Genomic DNA, 20,262 nt, shown 5'->3' with positions numbered 1-20,262 from the left:
GGCTGGAAAATGAGATTTACCGTCAAGGCAAAGCTTGCCACCGCGTTCGGCTTGGTCATCGTCCTGTCCGGGCTCGCGGGCGGCGTCGCCTACATGAAGCTCGGCGACATGATGGCCACCGCCGACAGCATGGTCCTGCGTGCAAACCGGATGGAGAAGGCGACGCAGATCGAAAAGGATATTCTGCTTCAGCTGCGCGCCGAAAAGAACGCAGTTCTCGGAGCGGAATCTCAAGCCGAGCAGTTTGCCGCTGAGGCAGCGAGGCTTCGCGACGAAGCGACGAAGACCAGGGATGAGGTCTACGCGCTCGCTAGCGAGGCGGGCAGGAAGCTGCTCGACAGCTTTGCAGCCGCATACGCCAAGATGAATACGTACCAGGAAGAGACGCTTCGGCTTGCGAAGACTGACAAGCCCAAGGCCATGGAGCGCTCGATGGGTGACGGCCGCAAGGTCGTCGCGGACGCGATGGAAGCGATGGGCGCCTACGTCGTCAACACGAAGAAGCAGATGGCCGAGCAGGCGGTCCAGTCCAAGGCAGAGGGGCACCAGGCCCAATTCCTGCTGATGACGCTGATCGGCATCTCGCTGGCGGTTGCGATCGGGGCCGCGCTCTGGATCTCCATCTCGATCAGCCGTTCGCTCGGAAGGGCTGTTGGCCTTGCGGGCGCGGTCGCGGAGGGCGATCTCAGCCGGACCATTCCTTCGGCGAGCAACGATGAGATCGGAGATCTCGTCAGGTCGCTGAACGCGATGGTCGAGAAGCTCCGGCAGATCGTCACCGAGGCGATCACGGCGGCGCAGAACGTCTCGGCCGGCAGCCAGGAGCTGTCCGCCAGCGCCGAGCAGCTCTCGCAGGGCGCGACCGAACAGGCCTCCTCGGCCGAGGAAGCCTCCTCCTCCATGGAGGAGATGGCCTCCAACGTGAAGCAGAACGCCGACAACGCCAACCAGACCGAGAAGATTGCGGCGCAATCGGCCAAGGACGCCGAGGCCAGCGGTATCGCCGTCGGTCGTGCCGTCGAGGCGATGCAGACCATCGCCGAGAAGATCACGATCGTGCAGGAGATCGCGCGCCAGACCGACCTGCTCGCGCTCAACGCGGCGGTGGAAGCGGCGCGCGCAGGCGAGCACGGCAAGGGTTTTGCGGTGGTCGCCTCCGAGGTACGCAAGCTCGCCGAGCGCAGCCAGGCGGCCGCGGCGGACATCGGCACGCTCTCGACCGAGAGCGTCAAGGTCGCGCAGGAGGCGGGCCAAATGCTGTCCAAGCTCGTGCCCGACATCAAGAAGACCGCGGAGCTGGTGCAGGAGATCACCGCGGCCTGCCGCGAACAGGACGTCGGTTCGGCGCAGATCAACCAGGCGATCCAGCAACTCGACAAGGTCGGCCAGCAGAACGCCAGCGCCTCCGAGCAGGTGTCCTCGACCTCGGAGGAACTCGCTTCGCAGGCCGAGCAACTCCAGTCCACCATCTCGTTCTTCCGGATTGAGCACGCGGCACGCAAGGATAATGCTGCGGCCGCGCCGATCGACCGCGCCGTCGGTCAGCTCCGGGCCAAGGCTGCGCACATGGCGGCTGTGGATCGCGACACCAAGAAGCCGGCCCCCGTCCGCAAACCGGCACGTGCGATGAAAGTCGCCGGTGGCGGTGGTGGCTTCGCCTTTGACATGCATGACGGCGAAGACGACCGCGACGCCGAGTTCCAGCGTTGATCGCCCGGCCCGGCTCTTACGCCGGACCGCCTTCATTTGCCAACCTTCGGATACTTGGACTGCAACATGGCCGCAACCTCGCAATATTTGACGCTCGGGCTCGCCGGCGAGACGTTCGGCATCAGCATCCGCAATGTCCGTGAGATCCTCGACATGCGGCCGATCTCGCGGCTTCCGCACGCCCCGAGCTTCCTGCTCGGTATGATCGACGTGCGCGGCAGCGGCTATCCGATCGTCGACCTCAGGATCAAGCTCGGCCTGCCGAGCGTCCCGGCCACCGAAGCCACCCGCATCATCATCCTCGACGTGCCGATGAAAGGCCGCTTGGTCGGCGTCGGCTTCGTCGCCGACTGCGTGTTCGAGGTCACCGACATCGACGAGCAGGCGATCGAGCCGGTGCCCGAGGTGGGCGGCAAGTGGCAGTCCGATTATGCCGCCGGCATCGGTCGCAAGGGCGAGAAGTTCGTCGTGATCTTCGATCTCGCCAGGCTGATGGCGAACGACAAGATCCCGGAAGGGCGCGATGACGGCGCGGATGCACCGCGCGCCGCCTGAGCAAGAGTGAAGCGTGATCACGCGTAAACACCCCAATTCGAACCAACGAGACTGACATGAGATTCACCGTCAAAGCCAAGCTTGCCACCGCCTTCGGCGTCGTCATCCTGCTGTCCATGATCGCCGGCGGCGTCGCGTATCTGAAGTTGAACGACATGGTCGCGACGGCCGAGCATCTGTCTGCCCGTGCCGGCCGGCTGGCCAAGGTTGGCGAGCTTCAGGAGGCCGTCCTGCTTCAGGTGCGGGCCGAGAAGAACACTATCCTTGCGGCGGAAGCCGACCAGGAAAAGTTCATCAGCCAGATCGCCCAACTGCGCGAACGTGCGATGAAGGTAAAGGACGAGGTCTATTCCAGCGCGAGCGAGACCGGCAGGAAATTGATCGATACTTTTGCCGTTGCCTACGCAAACTCCAACGCGGTACAGGACCAGACGCTTGCGCTTGCCAAACAGGACAAGGCCAGGGCGACCGAGCGGTCGATGACCGAAGGCCTGAAGGCCTCCACGCCGGCACTCACGGCGGCGAGCGATTATATCAATTATGTGAAGAAGCAGATGGCCGGGGAGAGCGAGCAGGCCAAAGTCGATGGCGGCCGCGCCACCCTGATTCTCATTTCCCTGATCCTCGCGTCGCTCGTCATCGCCATCGCTGCGGCGGTCTGGATGGCTCTGAATATCAGCCGTTCCCTTTCCAGCGCGGTCGGCCTTGCCGATGCGGTGGCGATCGGCGATCTCAGCCAAAAGATCGATTCGTTCAGCAATGACGAGATCGGCGACCTCATCAAGTCGCTGAATGCGATGACGGTCAACCTCAACCAGACCGCGGCCGTCGCCAACGAGATTGCGCAGGGCAACCTCACGGTCGAAGCCAAGCCGCTGTCGGACAAGGATACGCTGGGCCTCGCGCTCGAACGCATGATCGAGAAGCTTCGCCAGATCGTGTCAGAGGCTTTGACGGCCGCGCAAAACGTCTCCGCCGGCAGCCAGGAACTCTCCGCGAGCGCCGAGCAGCTTTCGCAGGGCGCGACCGAGCAGGCCTCCTCCGCCGAGGAAGCCTCCTCCTCGATGGAGGAGATGGCCTCGAACGTGAAGCAGAATGCCGACAACGCCAATCAGACCGAGAAGATCGCCGCGCAGTCGGCCAAGGATGCGGAGGCCTCCGGCGCAGCCGTCGGCCGCGCCGTCAGCGCGATGCAGACCATCGCCGAGAAGATCACGATCGTGCAGGAGATCGCGCGCCAGACCGATCTGCTCGCGCTCAATGCCGCAGTGGAAGCGGCGCGCGCAGGCGAGCACGGCAAGGGCTTTGCGGTGGTCGCCTCCGAGGTGCGCAAGCTCGCCGAACGAAGCCAGGCGGCAGCGGCCGAGATCGGCACGCTTTCGACCGACACCGTCAAGGTGGCGCAGGAGGCCGGCGCCATGCTGTCCAAGCTCGTTCCCGACATCAAGAAGACTGCTGAGCTCGTCGAAGAGATCACCGCGGCCTGCCGCGAGCAGGACGTTGGTTCGGCGCAGATCAACCAGGCGATCCAGCAGCTCGACAAGGTCGGCCAGCAGAACGCCAGCGCATCCGAGCAGGTGTCCTCGACCTCGGAAGAGCTCGCCTCGCAGGCCGAGCAGCTCCAGTCCACCATCGCCTACTTCCGCATCGAGCAGGGTGGAAAAGGCCACGCCGCCGCGCCGATCGACCGGGCTGTGAATCAGCTACGCGCCAAGGCGGCCTCCATGGCGGCGGCCGAGCGGCCGGCCAAGAAGCCGCAGGCCAAGCCGGCGCGTGCCGTGAAGGCTGCCGGTGGCGGCGGTTTCGCGTTCGACATGAACGACGGCGAGGACGATCGGGACGCGGATTTCCAGCGCTAGGATTCTGACGGATCGGCCCCCCATTGGCGGGCCGATCCGTCTTCGGCAATTTTAGTCAAAGTGTAGGATTCAAGATGCTCCGTATGGCCCGTTATGCGATGCAGGTGGCCGTCCCGGGGCGGGGCAGGCGGCCATGATGCCTGCCATGCAGGACACGGCCGTGCATCTTTCGGACCGCCATTTCCGCACCATCGCCGAATTGATCGAGGGCCAGGTCGGCATCAAGCTGCCGCAGGGCAAGCGGCTGATGCTGGAGGGACGGCTGCACAAGCGCGTGCGCGCGCTGAACTTCTCCGACCTCAATGAATATGTCGAGAACCTGTTCGAGGCGGACCATTTCGACACCGAGCTCACTCATCTCATCGATGTGGTGACGACCAACAAGACCGATTTCTTCCGCGAGCCACAGCACTTCACTTTCTTGCGCGAAGTCGCGATTCCCGCCCTGCTCAAGGCGCGTGGACGGAGAAACGCGAATCTGAAGATATGGAGCTCGGCGAGCTCGACCGGCATGGAAGCCTACACGACCGCGATGGTGCTGGACGACATGACGCGGAGCGGCTCGCGCTTCCAGTACCGCATCCTCGGGACCGACATCTCGACCGCGGTGCTGCGCCTCGCCAGGACGGCGATCTACAACCGCGACGTGCTCGCCCCCGTGCCGGAGCAATTCGTGAAGCGATATTTTTCGTCGTCGCGGGACAAGTCGCGCGGCGAAGTGCGGATCGTACCCGAGCTGCGCCGCATGACGCACTTCATGAGGATGAACCTCATGGACAAGTCCTATCCCGTCGATCGTGACGTCGATATCATCTTTTGCCGCAACGTCCTGATCTATTTCGAGCGCGAGACCCAGCGCAAGGTGGTGGAGCAATTGTGCAGCCATCTGCGCCCGGGCGGCTATCTGCTGGTCGGGCATTCGGAATCGATGATTCACAGTGCAGTGCCCGGGCTGAAGCAGGTTCAGCCAACCATCTTCCAGGTCTAGCCGGAGCGTAACCAGAATGCCGAGGGAGAAAGTTCGCGTGCTGATCGTGGACGATTCGGCGTCGGTGCGCCAAATCCTGCTGACGATCCTGAGTGAGGACCCCGAGATCGAGGTGATGGCGACCGCGTCCGATCCGTTCGTGGCGGCCAAGCGGCTCGAGAAGGAGCTGCCTGACGTCATCATCCTCGACCTCGAAATGCCGCGCATGGACGGCATGACCTTCCTGCGCAAGATCATGGCGCAACGTCCGATACCGGTGATCATCTGCTCCTCGCTGACCGAGGAGGGCTCGAACGTGATGTTCGAGGCGTTCGAGGCGGGTGCAGTCGACATCGTGCCGAAGCCGAAGATCGACACACGGCAGGCGCTGCTCGAATGCTCCACGCGGCTGCGTGAGGCCGTGAAGTCGGCCGCCCGCGCCCGGGTGCGCCCGCGCGCGGAGCGTCGCGCAATCGAGAAGAAACTGACTGCCGATGCCATCATCCCGCCGCCGGTGCAGGGCAAGGTCCGGCCGACCACGGAACGCATCGTGTGCATCGGTGCCTCGACGGGCGGCACCGAAGCGCTCAATGACGTCCTCGAGGTGTTGCCACTGCACTGTCCGCCCATCGTCATCGTCCAGCACATGCCGGCAGGCTTCACCGCAGCCTTTGCCAGGCGTCTCGACGGCGTCTGCCAGATCCGGGTCAAGGAGGCCGAGGACGGCGAACCGGTGCTGCCGGGTTGCGCCTATATCGCGCCGGGAGCCCGCCACATGCTGCTCCAGCGCATCGGCCTGCGCTACCAGATCGCGATCAAGGATGGGCCGCCGGTGTCCCGGCATCGTCCGTCCGTCGACGTGTTGTTCCGTTCGGCGGCCCAACATGCCGGCGCCAACGCGCTCGGCGTGATCATGACCGGCATGGGCGATGACGGCGCGCGCGGAATGCTGGAGATGCGCAAGCTCGGCGCCTCGACGCGGGCTCAGGATGAAGAGAGTTGCGTGGTGTTCGGCATGCCCAAGGAAGCCATCGCCCATGGCGGCGTCGAGAAGGTCGTATCGCTGAACCATATCCCGCGAGAAATCATGCTCTGGTATCAGACCGGGCACGTTGCGGTGGCAGGTTGAGCGCAATGTCCGTCATTCCCGCCGACACCCTTGCCGAGGCGATCGCCGCGATCGAGGACGTCTCCTCGCGTATCGAGGACGTGTTCGCGCGCGTCGGTCACGAGCTCGGACGCGGACATCTCATCTTCAAGGAGCTGAACCAGGGCCTCGCAACGCTTTCCTCGGAACTCTCCGGCGCAGAGATCGAGGGCGCCGCGACCGCGCTACAGGAGATCGCAGCGCGGCTCAGCGACCTGGCGCAGGCGCTGCCGGCCGAAAGCGCCTTGCTCGAGTCGATCGGCAAGAGCACGGCGGAGGCGTCTGCTTTGCTCAAGCCGTTGTTCAAGCACATCCAGATGATCACGATCATCGCCCGCAGCGCGCGGATCGAGGCAGCCGCGCTCGACGGCGATCGCGAGGGCTTTCTCGCCTTCACGCAGGAGGCTTATGATCTCGGCAAGGCCGTGCAGGGCGCGATCGAGGGCTGTGCGCGGGATCAGCAGCGCCTCTCGGAGGCGGTCGCGACCGCATTCGGCCGGCAGAAGGAGTTCGAGAGCCGCTACCGGAATCAATTGGCGGCGGAGAGCGCCGAACTCGGCTCCGCCTATTCCGGATTGCATGATCAGCGCCGCAACAGCAGCCATCTGGCCGACCGCGCAGGTTCCAGCACCAGGAAGATCGCCGAGGCGGTCGGCAGTGCGATCGTTTCCCTGCAGGCGGGCGACAGCACGCGTCAGCGTCTTGAGCACGTCTCCCACGGTCTCGGCCTTGTGTCTGGAGCCGCCCCGAGCCTCGTTCCCGAGCCGATCGCGAGCGATGACGGCGCGCGTGCGATCTGCCAGTTGCAGGCGGCCCAGCTCAGGGACGCCCAGCGCGAGTTCGGCGGCGACATCGGCCAGATCGTTCGCGCGCTGACCGCCATCCTGCACGATGCGGGCAGCGTCGTCGGGCACGGCCGCACGTTGTTTGGCGGCGAGGATGGCGGCTCGTCGTCATTCCTGACACGCATCAAGCAGACGCTGGCGCACGCATCGACGCTGATCGCCACCTGCGAGGGGGCGGGCCGCTCGGTCGACGAGGCGCTCGCGATCGTCGAGGATACGCTGACGAAATTTCGCCAGGCGATCGCCGGGCTGGCCGAGGCGACAATCGACATCACGCTGATCGGAATGAATGCGGGCCTCAAAGCCAGCCATCTCGGCAGCCGCGGCAGCGCTTTCGTCGTCATTGCCAACGAGCTCAAGGCGACCGCCGACCATGTCTCGGTGGGAGCGGGGCGTTTGAGGCCCGTGCTCGACGGCATCGAGCGGTCGGCCGGGGAGCTGAAGGAGCTCCGCGTGCAGGGCGATCCCACGCAGCTCGCCAAGCTCGAACCGCAGATCCTCCAGGCGCTGCGCGAGGTCGAGGCCGGCAATGAACGGCTCGGCAAGCTGATGAGCCGGCTCGTCGATGAAGGTGCGGAGTTCGAGGGCCTGATGAACTCGGCGCAAGGCCTGATGACCACGCTCGGCGAAGGCTCCGCGGCATTACCCGCGGTCGCGGCGCGGCTCGAGGCCGCGAGCGCAGCCGCGCAGCAGCCGCGGCCGCAAGCGCAGGACGAAGCGGTGCTCGACCAGCTCTTTGCGCGCTACACGATGGAACGCGAGCGCGACGTGCACCGGGAGTTCCTGCAAGCCCTCGGGCTGGCGTCGATCGCTACGGTGTGCCGGGTCGAGGCGGTCGAGACCGCGGACGACGGCATAGAATTGTTCTGATCCTGCTGCGGGCGCCACCTCCTGCGCCGGCGGAAATTTGACGGATTGACTTTGCACGGCGTTAACCGTGGCGGAATGCTCACCCCGTCGGTCATTGTCGCGCCTTACGGTTCGTTGCAAATACGCGTGGAATTCACGACGGATGTTTCCATGCTGAAAGAAGGCAAATACGCGGCGTGGTTCAGAACCGCGCAAGCGCAAGGCACCGGTATCGTGCATGTGGCCCAGGGTCGGATTTCCGGCAGTGACAGCTTCTTCACCTATGGCGGCTCCTATCAGTTCCTTGACGACCAGCGATTCACGGCCGTTCTGACCACACGGCGACATGCCGACGGCCCGCCGACCGTATTCGGGCTCGACGAAGTCGAGGTCGAACTCTCCGGCGTGTATACCGGTGCGATGGCGACTTGTTCGGGGACGGCCCGGGAAGCGCCTGACGTGAAGTTCGAGGTGACGCTGATCTACAGTCAGGAAGATCCGCCGGCTGCCGACGTCCGCAGCGGGGTCGTGAAGCTCAAGGCCGACAAGCTGCCCAAGGGGCTCGACGCCCGTTCCCGCACGCGGCGTCCGCTCGGGTCGCCCAGGCTTCCTTCGTCTTAGTTTTACATTGACGTTGTTGTAGCGAGGGCAGGCCGCGGAGGCGTCGCACAACAAAGCTTTTAGACATGAAAACCTATTCTGCGGGCGGACAATTGTGGTGGGAAGAACATGCCTCAGATCTGGATGACATATGACGAACTCGGTACGCTCTGTGACTGCAGCAGCAGCGAGGCGAGGTTGCGCGCCATTCATCTGTCGCTTGACCGAAAGAAAAGCCGCGACGGCGCAACCCGGGTCAAGCTGGACCTGGCACTGACAGCTAAATTTTTCGCGTCGGTCCGCGAGGCGGATTTTGATCTCGACAGCGCCATCGAGGCGCTCCAGGCCACGCACCGGCAGATGGCGGAACTGCTGACGCCAAATGAGGTCCATGGAAGGCGCGGGGTGGCCGGAACGACCAGGCACAGCCCGATCGCATAAGGTTCTGTGATCGGCGCTTCGGATTCTGCTGTGGATGTCTCTGCTAAAACCACAACTTAAGATTATAATTTCCAGTTAGGTTTGCCGCTCTTTCGTCACACTCTCCGAGAAGAAATTACGTCGGATGGACCTCGGAGCCCAGCATGAAGCATTTCCTGCCCCTGGCCTTTGCCACAACGCTCCTTTTTCACACCGACGCCCGGGCCATGCTCCGAGACGCATCGATCGAGCATGACCTTGGCGGCGTCAGGAAGTCGTTCGAAGCTATGACGCTCTCCCACAGCGGTCAGGCGGCCGCTCTCAGAACAGCCCGTGCAGTTGTTCGAGACGCAGAGGTGCCTGTGCGCTGACTGACCCGCCTGCCGCAACAACCGCATCGCGAGAGATCATCTACGCCAACGGGCGCGCCTGATGGACCCGGCGAATTTGCCGTACGTCGATGCAAATCCAAATCATCCCTCAGAAGGGCGGGCGCAGAGCCTACATTGACTTCGCGAGGCCGCCAATGTCCCTATTGTTGGCGGCTAATGCCCATCTCACGTTGCAACTGCGGCGTAAGGCCCATCGCGCCCTCGGTTCGTCCTTGACCGGTCCCCAAATTCCGAGAGGATTGTGTCTGAGGAGTGGCCGATCCCGTGGACGGCATGGTCGAAGTCGGAGAACTGGAAGTCGTCCCGGTGTAGCCGCTGCGTACGCCGTTCGTGGAGGTGGTTTGGGCTGCGGCTGACAGGGATGTGCCAATGAGCAAAGCTGCAACGAGGAGCACATAGCGTTTGCCGGTCATGATTCCAAATCTCTCAGCGTGTGCTACGATTGTGGATCAGACGCAGTCTTTTGCCAACCTGTGTATTGCCGCACCTGCAGCGAAGGCCAGTGCCGAAGCAGTCTAAGAGGGGGGTCTGGGCAAGAAGGCGAGGATCGTCTGAGCCAGGAGAACGCCTACAGTTCCGCCCGCCGCTTTTTGCAGCACGTCCAACAGGGCTGGATCGCGATCAGGTGTTAAGGCTTGCAGGACTTCCAACCCTATTGCGACGGAGATCACAAGTCCGCATGCCAGAACGAGTCGTCCAGGCAAGAGAAAGGACAAGAGAAAGCCCAGCAATCCGTAAGCGCTGAATCGTTCGACGACCACGATCCAGTAGGCCTCGGCGTGACCCACAAGCACTGGTCTCCCCGTTAGCTTCGCCACCGTGGCATAGCTAATCAGCGCGAGGCAGAGGGTTGTGGCGGCTATGAGCGGGTTTCGAACCATGGCCCACCATAACCCGAGACCGCCAAGGGCTACCGAGAAACCTCCTGCTATCGTTAAAGAGCAATCACGTCTTGGTTCAGCCGAGGACGCTTGATGAGAATGGACGCGCCGAACTTTCCGCGGTTGGCCGCGGCGGGAACGTCGTCCAGAATCAACGGCCGCGGCGGCCGCTTGAGGCGACCCTCGGCATCTGCGCGACATTTCCGCCGCCGGAGCGGACCAGGAACTGGGGAGGCTGAGATGGCCGGGAGGAGCGGACATAGGGCTCCCATTTGAGGTATCTGGTGCGACGTCGATGCGAGACAACCGTCCGTCCAGTAGCCTGCACCGAACGAAATCGCTACGATGGCAGCCAAGAGTAGGATTGCGAGCATGCGGAAGTACCACCATCGGGACGTTAACCCGCCTGATACCGCGGCTGCTCAACATTGATGAGGCAGATTTGCGACTTCCTATGAGGTGCGATCACATGAATTTGCCCGCAGCCTCTGGAACTCTTGATCGTTCACACAACAGCTGTGAGAGATACCGCAGCGCCCGTTCATCAGGCAACTCGCTTGAATCTACGTCGGCGACGCCGTGACTCAGCTTTTTTCAGGCGACGAGCTCGACATCCTGCTTCGTGCCGGCCGGCGCCGCCAAGCTGCGCCCCAGGGAATTCAATGATCGTGTTGAAGGGGAGCGCGCTGCGACAAGATAGCCCTGGCTTCTTCGATGCCGCACGAGATCAGCGTGCGGACCTGCTCCTCGGTCTCGACGCCTTCGCGACCACCGTCATATGAAAATCGATCGGCGGACAGGTCTGGCGCTCGGCGGTCACCCCTTCTTGCCCGCCTTCGACTTGAGCACCAGGCCAAGACGCAAGGCCATGCGCCTGATCGCGTCGGGCGAGCGCCCGAGCTGTTTCGCCGCCTCTTCCAGTGACGTCGAAGACTTGGCCAGCTCCATGAGCCGGCGGTCTTCCTTGAACGACCAGGGCTTCCGCGCCATAACCGAATGATCCTCTCGCATCGACACAACGACAAAGCCGCCAAGCGGACCCATGTTCGCTCGGCGGCTTTGCTTGGGTGGGGCCGGGCCTGGGGAGCCCGGTGAGAAGATGGATATGCGATCCGCCGACCTTCGCAACAAGCAACGAAGATTAAGCTAACTGCTCAACCTTACCGCGATGAAATCGGTGCGTGGCGCTCCGTAGTATCACGGAGGCGGTGGCGAACGATCCATGCGTGTTAGACACGATCGCGGCAACTACCTTCGTTTTCGAAACCCGGATTAAAAGTCACGCTGACAGTCTGCGATTTCAAGTGTCAGAGTTTCTTGAGCGGATGCGCCTTCTGGTGCCAGGCTCACGCAGTACGGATCACCGTGGCGAGTTCGGAATGGCGCGGCACGAAGTTCAGCACCTTCCGGGCGGCGGAGGCATCGGCGACCAGCTAGGTGGGATCCCGCACGGCGCGGCTTGACGGTATGCGGCACCTCGCGGCCGGTCTCCAGCCTGATCGCGTTCAGGATCTCGCGCACCGAGAAGCCAGAGCCGGTGCCGAGATTGAAGCTGCCGCCTGCGTGGCCAGTCTCCAGGAGCTTCAGTGCGGCGACATGCGCAGCGGCAAGATCCGTGACATGGATGTAGTCGCGGATCGCGGTGCCGTCGGGCGTATCGTAATCGTCGCCGAATACGGCGAAGTCGAAATGGCCCTGCGCCATCATGGCGCGTGGTATGAGGTGGGTCTCGATGTCACGCAACTCGCCGATGCCGCCGGCGGGATCGGCGCGCAGGGGAAGTCTTCCGTCAGCTCTCGCGAATCGGCGTTGCCGTAGGCGGCGCCGGTCGAGGCGAGCACGATGCGATGACAGCCCGCGTTGCGCATCGCCTGCAGCAGCGACAGCGTGCCCTGGACGTTGTTGATGTAGTATTTCTGCAGGTCGGTCATGGATTCGCCGACAAGGCTGGCCGCCGCGAAATGCATGACCGCCGTGACCTCATAGTCGGCGAAGGCGCGCGCCAGGGCCGTGGCGTCGAGCAGATCGCCCGCCACCAGCGGTCCGGCGACGAAGCTGCGATGGCCTGTCGAGAAATTGTCGGACACGACGGGCTGATAGCCGGCGGCCATCAGGACGCGGCAGGCGTGCGCCGAAATAGCCTGCGCCCCCGGTGACGAGGACAGTCGGTCGGTCATGAGGTCTTTGCTTGACATGACCAAAAAATGTTTTGGGCGGCCTGCTAGATAATAGCTGTCGAAAAAGCCAGGTCAAATGCTCGATCGTGGGGCGATTCGCACAAGCTCTACCCTTGAGACGTGTTTCAAGCGACTACGGTACGAGCTTGTCGGCTTTGGGACAAGTCGTCGTTCTTAAGAATGGAGATCGTTTCTCGATTCCTGGCGACGAACTCAAGATTGATCCCGTACGTGATGCAGAGGGGCATCGGATAAATGTCTTAAGGAACGCACAGAACTTGCGCGCGATGCTTTGTGCGAGAATTGCTCGGTGGCCCAAGTGACGAGTGCCGGTGCGTAGCGGCCATTAATCTGGCTTGATCAATCGCGTTCACATCAAAGATCAATAGTGATCTCGACAAGACTTAAAGGAGCTCCCTTGTCACGAGATCGACGAATTTGTCCGGCTATGGTCGTACACAAAACGGCAAAGCAACAAGTCGAAATCAACGAACTGAGAAGACCGAGATGCTTCAGAAAGCGCGAGCGGCACTTCCTCTCACGAAGATCAGAGAACGAGCATTCGAAGGCGCTTTCTTCGGCGTTACGCTGGTTGCCATGGGGGGCTGGGTTTACTTCATCACGCTGTTGTTGGTGAAATTGTTTCTCTGGTTCTTCAGTTAACGCTAGAACCGACTATTTGGCGCGCACTTTGCCGCCCAAAAAATCCCTGGCATGATGCGAAAATAAGCGGGGCTCATCATGATCTCGACACAACTCGAAGATGAGAATGTTAGGTGACGAAGCAAGACTCTCGGTAACTGGAGCGATTCCCTAAATGATGGTGGTTGCGATCCTGGTTTCGCGCTTAGCCGGCTTCGGTGCTGGCTATGCAATGCGCGCGCGGCGATCTCGCGAGCGCGCGGAACGTCTTTCGTTTCACCGTCCCTGCGGTCCCACCGCCTTTCGGCAGAATCATTGGCGAGGGTGCAGCGTGCATTTTGAGGAATTACAACTCGCGACCCGCGTGGCAAGGGACGAATCATCATGCGTTTCCGCGGAGACGCCATGAGTTGCCTGACCAACAACGCGCCGCGGCGGTATTTCGTCGATGGGGCTGGGCGTCGCGTTCTGATCGGACTTACGCCCGAGGAGACTTTCGAGTTCGAGCGGCTCGATAGCGAGCAGGCGCCGGGTCGGGACCAGGTCGCAGCCGGTGGCTGTAATGTGTGGCCGGAAGCTGGCGGGCTGCGGCGGCTGGAGCTCTATGAGAAACATCAGGGCGCCTGGAAGGCCTGGATTGCGCAAAGTCGCGCGGAGCGACCTGAGGAATTCAAGCTTTTTTAACCATCCTGGAGCCATTTTCCGGTTTGGCGCTTCGAACCGGAAAATGCACGCATGTTTCAGCTCTTCCTGCGGGCTCGTACCCACAACTTCCTGAAGGATCGCTTCGGAGGAGAACAGACGTTTCGCGCTCGCTCGCTGGAGCGTGACGCCGAAACCGATCGCACGCGTATCGAAGCGATCATGATCGCGGTCGACGAGGCCCTGCAGGCTGCGGAGCGTGAGCAGTCGGGGCTCAATCGCCGGGTCGAGGACGTGCTGGCACGCGCGGCCGTGACCTTCGGCAACGGCGACGACGAATATCTCGAGCGTGAGGCGCTCGATAATCATCACCAGGATTTGTTCGACAAGGAGATCCTGAACGGCCAGCGCAGGCTCAAGGAGCTTGACGCCTCGATCGCCCATTTCAAGTTCTTGAAGGCGGCGGTGCTGAGCCGCTTCCCCGAATACCGGCCGCTGGCAAGCCCGACGAACTGAGGAGCCTGCGGCTTACAATCAAGACAGAAAGCTCACGATCGTCCGCAAGTCCGTGTGACGGCTCGCGACAGACAATCTCTTGTCTATCAACGGTCTCGCCTGCCGAGTGGCGGCTGCGCGTATAGTTCTGGTGTAGCGCGCGAGCGCAAAAAATACCGGACATTCATTATCGCTGGTGGCTTATTCCCATCTCGCGCTGCAATTGGGGTGAGAGACCCATAGCGCCCTCAGTCCGACCCTGACCGGTCCCTAAATTCCGCGAAGCCGGCGTCGAAAAGGTGCCCGATCCCGCGGGTGTTGTACTCGAGCCGGACGCGGCAGTGCGTGAGTTGCCACTGCGGATCCCGTTCGAGGATGTACCTTGAGCTGCAACCGGCATGGATTGGCCGATCAACAAAGCTACGGCCAGGAGAATACAAGTTTTGCTTGTCATGAGTCCAAATCCTTGAAAGCAGCCGGCAGCCGCAAGTCTGTGTCGCAGTAGAAATCTGCCCATCGGGACCTTGCAGTCCCTCTGATGATTTGGCCTAGGGATGCGGTCTTGGCAAGAAGGCGAGCACAATTTGAGCCAAGACGATGCCGACAGGCCCGGCTGCAGCGTTTTGCAGCAGATCGAACTGAGCCGGGTCTCGATCGGTAGTCTGAATTTTTGAGGTAGGTGGCGCATTCCTCGGGAGTGAGGGCATCGAGTTGATGGCCGACCGCGGCGCAGACGGTGTCAACGGTTCGCGCGGCCGCTTTGCGGAGCGGGTGCCTGAGCAAAGACCTGTTCGATGGGATTCGGGTCAGGGGACCTATTTGACAGGAAGAAAGGTTTGGTGCCGACCGAACGGATGAGTTGTCGAACCGCTTTGCTGTGGCTGCCGAGCTTTGCTGTGGCTGCCGAGATTGTCCAAGCCGGTTTACAAACTCAAGACGGTTGGATCCTTCGGCCTTCAGTATTGGAGAGCGTGCTCGGGAAAAGCCGGGTGCGCGTAACGCGCGTAAGTACGAACCCGACCGTAATAATAGTTGGGTTCTCCGCGTGTCCGGGGGTCGAACGCGGAAGAGTAACCTTGCTCAAGCGAGCGGTGTCGAACTTTGACCACGATCGGACAACCGCAGCGTGGTCCGCAATAAGGGTTAGGGCCGCGATCAATGTATGGGATGCTGGTTGCATGCCGGGCGGCGACTGGTGGGACGGCATAGTCCGCGGCTATAGACTGTGAGACAGGCGCGGCCAAGCCTGCGCCAACCACCAAAAACGCCAAAAGAAACCGCATGCGATAGATTCCCCATTCGGTCCCGATCTTAAGCGTTGCGTCGCAAATGGCAAGCGCGGCGCCAGCCGCATATTCCGGGCCTATCCGCCCAGGCTGGGCGCGAAGGTCGGATCGATTTCTCGAACGGTTTGCTCGAGAAAACTCTTGCCCTGCCTTGATGCGCGCCGATAGGCCTGCAGGATCGCAGGCTTATTATAGGCCCGGCGCGTCAATATCATGCGCACGTCGCCACGAACCAGCTCGGCAAGCTCAGTGTCAATAGTCGCGTCGGACAGAGTGGCGGTATCCAGTCTCACGGACATGAGCTCTACCGCGGTTGGCGCAGTGAGGTAAGACATCTTCAGGGCATTGAGCGAGGCTGGGCCGCCCCGGTCACGGCGATCCTCGAGCAAAGCAAGTGCGAGCCATAGCTCGGCGTTGTAAGGTGCCGTCGAAAGTAGCTGTCTGAGGCGCGACCGGGCGTGCTCGCCCTCAAGATCGGCCCCACCTCCACTGCGCCCGAGGGCCTGCAGCGCGTCGTTGAATGTACTGCTGCTTGCCAAGTCGGACCTAAGCCAGGGGGACGCTATGTCCCATCCGGACCTCTGCCCCCCCTTCGCGGGGAGCTCACCGAAATCGCCTTGGAATTGCGATCGCGGTTCCCAGCCCTGCGTTGCAATTGCCGAAGCAAGACCATAGCCACCGCTGACCAGGGCAAGCGCCAGCAAAATGACACGAACGCGGACTGGTGACGTCATTCGCGGGTAACCCGTATCATAAGGCAAGCATACTGGCGTTCTGGATGGTCAGCAAAGTCAAATTCCCGGTCGCATAGGCGCCGGTGTCAATATTTATCCGATTGGGACGTATATCCGGCTTCTGAACCGGGGTGTGGCCGTGAACGATATACTTCCCAAAATATTCATTGCTCGCGAGAAACTCTTCCCGGATCCAGAGCATGTCTTGTTCGTCTTGCTTGGCTAGCGGCACACCCGGTCGTACACCTGCGTGCACAAAGAAGAAATCCCCACAAACGAAACGCGCCCTAAGACCCTTCAGGAACCTTAGCTGGTACGCTGGCAATGCAAGCTTCAATTGTTCGATCAATTCCGCTTGCTCAAGGGGATCGGGATTGAGCGACGGTCTTAGCCCGTAGGAAGTCAATGTTGGCAGGGCTCCAAATTGCCGCCAAGCCTGAAACTGGCTGGGATTATCGAGCAAGCTGAGTAGAAATGCCTCGTGATTGCCTTTCAAGAAAACAGATTCATGCCTCAGGCCCCGATTGATCAAGAGGTCAATTGTACGCTTCGAGTCCGGGCCTCTATCGATGTAATCTCCGAGGAACACGTGGATCGCGCGGCGCGAGCCGACGTTCGCTAGATCCCGATCAATGACAGCGAACATCTGTTCGAGCTTGTCCGCGCATCCATGAATGTCGCTCAGCGCGTAGATCCGGATGCCCTCCGGTAATTTCGGTTTAGCCGGTTTAGCCCTCAAGCGCGACAATCTCATCATGGACCGATGTTTGTGTCAGATCGTTGAGCCTCGAATGGTCGACGATGGTTCGGTAAATGTAACCAGAAGACTATATCCGGCACTTTAATAAATAGAATGCGTGGAGCGGCGCAGTATTTAAAGCGCTGACCCGTAGCCTCCTAGCCAATAACGCTACGAGGAGCAACTAATGTGCAATAAATGGACGTTGGTCGCTGCAGGAATTGCAGCTGTGGTCGGTGCATGCCAACCGGCTTGGGCGGGCTTTGTGGGGCTGCCCATGAACTTGCAATCGTCGATCCAACGGATCAAGACGGAGGCGCCGGCTCTTCCGCCGATGGCTTACACGCAGTTTTGTCAGCGATATGCCGATGAGTGCCGATCGAAGCCGATTTTTCGCGGCGGTCTGGTTCGCCTAACCAGCGAAAAGCTGGCTGACCTCAAAGAGGTTAACCGGATCGTAAACCTCTCCATCGCCCCCGAGCCAAATGATCTCGGGCTCGCCGGCGAAAAGTGGTTGATCAATCCGGCTCGGGGTGATTGCAATGACTATGCGGTAAGCAAAAGGCATGAGCTGCTGGCGCGCGGCTGGCCCTCACGGGTGTTGCTGCTGAGCGAGGTCATTGTCAATTCGGGCGAACATCATCTCGTCCTCGTTGTGCGGACCCGCGACGGAGATTTGGTGCTCGACAATCTGACCTCACAGATCAAGCCCTGGTCGCGGGCTCCGTATCGCTGGGTGCGCATGCAGATGCCAAACTCGCGGTTGTGGGCGACGATCGGTGGCACCAAAGTCTAAGGTTCGGTTAGGCGGCGGTCCTTGCCGACGCTTTGCGAAATGCCAAAGCCGACCGTTCCTGCGAGTAAGATCTGGGTTAATGGATCCAAAAGGCTGCGGTCGATGAATGCTTCCGCAATCGCTGTCGCCACGATCGCCGCGGCACATGACGAGAAGAACGAGTCGCGCCCTCGAGCGACAGCGCCGCGTATCAGAACGAAGAGAATTTGCAGAGCACAAATCAAAAGAATGGGGAGCGCAAGCCGGCCCCATTCGATGACTATTAATGTTGCGGTCGAGGGGAGGGGCGGCGCCCGCGTTTCGCCAAAGCCCAGATATATGCGAGCAAGCTGATCGAACGTTCCAACGCCTCCTCCAAGCCAGGAGGACCCTGCCATTGCGCGTTGGGTAAGCGCAATTGAGTCCGGCGCAGTGGATTGAGTGGCGCTGAGAGCGTTCAGCGAAAAAGATGGATTCATGATTGACAGGGCTGACCAGCCAACGATCGTCGCGAGGACCGTGATGACGGCTGCCGACACCCACGGAGTAAGCTCTACTCTGCGAGCGATCGCAATGAATGCCAGAACGGCGAAGCCGAGGCCGATAAGCGCCAGCACTTGAATGTTTCCGCGAACGAACAGGAAGGACGATGCGGTCGCGATGCCCAGGAAAGCCAAGCTAACGCGCGCAAAGGCTGACGCGGGTGATTTATTGGCACGTCTTGCCTGTCGTTCGTCGGTCATGATGATGATCGCAACGTTGCCGATTGCCGAGATCGGGCCGACGAATGGGTGAGCGTCGAGAAACCGAAGAGCAGGTATGATTGAGAGGCGGACCAGCAAATCCGCCAGCGTCCAAAGGGTCGCAACTGTGGTAAGCACAAGGAGTAGAATTTCGGCTCTACGGCGGTCCTTTGTGAGGATCACAGTCGAAAGCGCAAGGGATAAAATCGCCAAATACCAGACGAGAGCATTTACAGTGCTTCCTGCGTTGACGCTCACTCGACCCAGCAGCGACGGCTCATTCAATGCGAGAGCAGTGCTGGACCAGATAGGATTTTCGAGCCTGGCGAAAGGGATCGGTACAAGTTGCATCAACATCCAGGCGATCGGCGCAAGCGTCGCTGCGACGCATCGTCTCATGCTCAATGTTGCGTCAGAGAGCTCTGTGGCCGACGCGGCGGTTGCCGAAACGGCGAGCAAAAGGGCGCAGATAATGAAGACCGCATGTTGGACGAGGCTTTCCGGAAGGAGCGGTCCAGCCATAGTCGCAACGAAGAGAGAGATCAGAAAATAATAAGCGATCTGCAAGTGGGCAACTGAAGATTGAGAGGTTTGGGAAGCGATTGCTTGCCCAATCAGCGCGTCGCAAGGACGATACTTTTACCTCGACTATTGCACGTGAGCCTGGCTTCGCCAACACTTGTCGGCACGAGCATGGTCACCTTGACTGAGCGCCCAGCCTCAACGAGGCCTCTCGATCGAACTTTGCTCATATAGGGAAGATACTGACGATTTCCGGGATGGTGAACGTTCTTTGAAGCGTACCGAAAGGGCGCCGCGCGCGACTGCACCAAAGCCGTAGCCAATCTGCAGCGCGGCGCTAAGCAGAGTGCCGTTGCCGCAGGCGGTCAGAGCATCAAGATCGAGCCAGAGCTGAAGAAGCACGGTACAAACAATGGTCAGCAGGCAGAGCGGCACTAGAATCCAGACGCGAAAGCGCCAAGCCAACACCGCACCAGTGAGAAACAGAAATATCGCCGCCGGGATCATTTTTTGCCTCCGGCGCTACCATCCCCCTTTCGTGCTAAGGATCCGTCAATTCGGTTCCTTAACAGTTTCAATATCTAACGCCTCGGACAGCTCGAATTCAGAAGTCGTAGAGCGGCAGGATATCCTTCGACTGGAATCGTTCCGCGTATGGAGGATTCCTTGTTCCCGATCTCAACATGGATCTCCGTAGCTTGTTGCCAATTCTTCGTTGCAACGTCTTGAGCAGACAGCGGCAGCAGCAGAGATCTTCCGGCCGGATCGACCGAGGCATCAACTTCCGACGCGGGACCCACATTCGGTTCTAGGCGAACGCGTGCTCGAGAGTCACGAGACATCGGGTGCAGTAATATCAAAGCGAGGCCGATAGTCCCGTCGCGCTGGCATGAAAAACTAAGTCCCGCAAGACCGGGGTCGGATCTTCTCGTATCGGCCACATGCATGATCGAGACGGCATCCGCTCCCCCAGAAGGATTTCTTGTTTTTACAAGCTGCCACCCGCCGCCCAATTGGGTAATGCTGCTACCTTTGCCAACTTGTTCCAAGAGTTGCGTATCGCATTCGCGCTGATTCGGGAGTGAGCAAACCGGCCGGCCGGAGCTGTTTTGCTCCGCTTCGGCCGAAATTATCCAAGCAAAGGCCAATATCGCGATCGCGCTTGAGAGGCCGAGTTTCGTCATCAGAGACTTTCGTTTAACGGTCCAGATTTCTAACGTGACTTGACTTGTTGACCAAAGATCGGGCATCACCGGCGAGTTCTTTCAAATTTGATTTAATG

The 20,262-nt window shown here is 60.8% G+C and carries 20 protein-coding genes and 1 pseudogene; 13 read left to right on the top strand and 8 right to left on the bottom strand.

All coding sequences use genetic code 11. The annotated features are described in order from the left end of the window. Positions 1-9 precede the first annotated feature (9 nt). From AC1RQP_RS24095 to AC1RQP_RS24055, 9 genes are all read left to right on the top strand, one after another. Entirely contained in the window at positions 10-1,710 is a 1,701-nt protein-coding gene (locus tag AC1RQP_RS24095; protein ID WP_492938774.1) for a methyl-accepting chemotaxis protein, read from the top strand. A gap of 66 nt (positions 1,711-1,776) precedes the next feature. Further along, complete coding sequence (locus tag AC1RQP_RS24090; RefSeq protein ID WP_492938773.1) at positions 1,777-2,265, top strand: chemotaxis protein CheW; 489 nt, start codon at positions 1,777-1,779, stop codon at positions 2,263-2,265. A 56-nt stretch (positions 2,266-2,321) separates the two neighbouring features. Further along, positions 2,322-4,124, top strand: coding sequence for a methyl-accepting chemotaxis protein (locus tag AC1RQP_RS24085; RefSeq protein ID WP_492938772.1), 1,803 nt, complete (start codon positions 2,322-2,324; stop codon positions 4,122-4,124). A gap of 133 nt (positions 4,125-4,257) precedes the next feature. Beyond that, on the top strand, positions 4,258-5,112 hold the full coding sequence (locus AC1RQP_RS24080; protein WP_492938771.1) for a CheR family methyltransferase: 855 nt from the start codon (positions 4,258-4,260) through the stop codon (positions 5,110-5,112). 16 nt (positions 5,113-5,128) lie between these two features. Further along, entirely contained in the window at positions 5,129-6,220 is a 1,092-nt protein-coding gene (locus tag AC1RQP_RS24075) for a protein-glutamate methylesterase/protein-glutamine glutaminase (RefSeq protein ID WP_239621684.1), read from the top strand. A gap of 5 nt (positions 6,221-6,225) precedes the next feature. Then, on the top strand, positions 6,226-7,953 hold the full coding sequence (locus AC1RQP_RS24070) for a chemotaxis protein (protein WP_492938770.1): 1,728 nt from the start codon (positions 6,226-6,228) through the stop codon (positions 7,951-7,953). A 150-nt stretch (positions 7,954-8,103) separates the two neighbouring features. After that, a complete protein-coding gene (locus tag AC1RQP_RS24065; protein WP_492939262.1) occupies positions 8,104-8,553 on the top strand; it encodes a hypothetical protein in 450 nt (149 codons plus the stop codon). 108 nt (positions 8,554-8,661) lie between these two features. After that, positions 8,662-8,973 carry a hypothetical protein gene (locus AC1RQP_RS24060; protein ID WP_492938769.1) on the top strand — a complete coding sequence of 104 codons (312 nt, stop codon included), beginning with the start codon at positions 8,662-8,664 and terminating at the stop codon, positions 8,971-8,973. A gap of 143 nt (positions 8,974-9,116) precedes the next feature. After that, positions 9,117-9,323 (top strand): hypothetical protein, encoded by a 207-nt coding sequence (locus AC1RQP_RS24055; protein ID WP_492938768.1) that lies wholly within the window; start codon positions 9,117-9,119, stop codon positions 9,321-9,323. 536 nt (positions 9,324-9,859) lie between these two features. Here the strand turns inward: AC1RQP_RS24055 and AC1RQP_RS24050 are convergent. The 3 genes and pseudogenes from AC1RQP_RS24050 to AC1RQP_RS24040 all read right to left on the bottom strand — a co-directional run bounded on the left by AC1RQP_RS24050 (position 9,860) and on the right by AC1RQP_RS24040 (position 12,478). After that, a complete protein-coding gene (locus tag AC1RQP_RS24050; RefSeq protein ID WP_492938767.1) occupies positions 9,860-10,225 on the bottom strand; it encodes a VanZ family protein in 366 nt (121 codons plus the stop codon). Between the two features lie 816 nt (positions 10,226-11,041). Continuing rightward, the gene (locus tag AC1RQP_RS24045) at positions 11,042-11,215 is read right to left on the bottom strand and encodes a hypothetical protein (RefSeq protein ID WP_492938766.1); all 174 of its coding nucleotides are present in this window, start codon (positions 11,213-11,215) and stop codon (positions 11,042-11,044) included. A 356-nt stretch (positions 11,216-11,571) separates the two neighbouring features. Next, positions 11,572-12,478 (bottom strand): annotated as a pseudogene (locus AC1RQP_RS24040) (NAD-dependent epimerase/dehydratase family protein). Positions 12,479-12,909: 431 nt separating this feature from the next. Between AC1RQP_RS24040 and AC1RQP_RS24035 the strand changes: the two are divergent. From AC1RQP_RS24035 to AC1RQP_RS24025, 3 genes are all read left to right on the top strand, one after another. After that, on the top strand, positions 12,910-13,065 hold the full coding sequence (locus tag AC1RQP_RS24035; protein ID WP_492938765.1) for a hypothetical protein: 156 nt from the start codon (positions 12,910-12,912) through the stop codon (positions 13,063-13,065). A gap of 384 nt (positions 13,066-13,449) precedes the next feature. Then, a complete protein-coding gene (locus tag AC1RQP_RS24030; RefSeq protein ID WP_492938764.1) occupies positions 13,450-13,728 on the top strand; it encodes a hypothetical protein in 279 nt (92 codons plus the stop codon). 51 nt (positions 13,729-13,779) lie between these two features. Continuing rightward, a complete protein-coding gene (locus AC1RQP_RS24025) occupies positions 13,780-14,202 on the top strand; it encodes a hypothetical protein (protein WP_492938763.1) in 423 nt (140 codons plus the stop codon). A gap of 1,342 nt (positions 14,203-15,544) precedes the next feature. On the opposite strand, the gene AC1RQP_RS24020 is transcribed toward AC1RQP_RS24025, so the two are convergent. Then, positions 15,545-16,006, bottom strand: coding sequence for a hypothetical protein (locus tag AC1RQP_RS24020; RefSeq protein WP_492938762.1), 462 nt, complete (start codon positions 16,004-16,006; stop codon positions 15,545-15,547). 211 nt (positions 16,007-16,217) lie between these two features. Next, positions 16,218-16,955 (bottom strand): metallophosphoesterase family protein, encoded by a 738-nt coding sequence (locus AC1RQP_RS24015; protein WP_492939260.1) that lies wholly within the window; start codon positions 16,953-16,955, stop codon positions 16,218-16,220. Between the two features lie 262 nt (positions 16,956-17,217). Between AC1RQP_RS24015 and AC1RQP_RS24010 the strand changes: the two genes are divergently transcribed. Beyond that, the gene (locus AC1RQP_RS24010) at positions 17,218-17,736 is read left to right on the top strand and encodes a transglutaminase-like cysteine peptidase (RefSeq protein WP_492938761.1); all 519 of its coding nucleotides are present in this window, start codon (positions 17,218-17,220) and stop codon (positions 17,734-17,736) included. On the opposite strand, the gene AC1RQP_RS24005 is transcribed toward AC1RQP_RS24010, so the two are convergent. The 3 genes from AC1RQP_RS24005 to AC1RQP_RS23995 form a co-directional block, all read right to left on the bottom strand. Further along, the gene (locus AC1RQP_RS24005) at positions 17,733-19,025 is read right to left on the bottom strand and encodes a hypothetical protein (protein WP_492938760.1); all 1,293 of its coding nucleotides are present in this window, start codon (positions 19,023-19,025) and stop codon (positions 17,733-17,735) included. The genes AC1RQP_RS24010 and AC1RQP_RS24005 overlap by 4 nt on opposite strands. Before the next feature lie 153 nt (positions 19,026-19,178). Beyond that, positions 19,179-19,487, bottom strand: a complete 309-nt coding sequence (locus AC1RQP_RS24000; protein ID WP_492938759.1) for a hypothetical protein — start codon at positions 19,485-19,487, stop codon at positions 19,179-19,181. A 74-nt stretch (positions 19,488-19,561) separates the two neighbouring features. Next, on the bottom strand, positions 19,562-20,164 hold the full coding sequence (locus tag AC1RQP_RS23995) for a hypothetical protein (protein WP_492938758.1): 603 nt from the start codon (positions 20,162-20,164) through the stop codon (positions 19,562-19,564). Positions 20,165-20,262: the final 98 nt, after the last annotated feature.

The sequence above is a fragment of the Bradyrhizobium sp. GW821-FHT13H06 genome, from assembly GCF_058803975.1.
The sequence above is the reverse complement of the archived record's forward strand: the minus strand, read 5'-3'. Positions and strand labels throughout refer to the sequence as shown.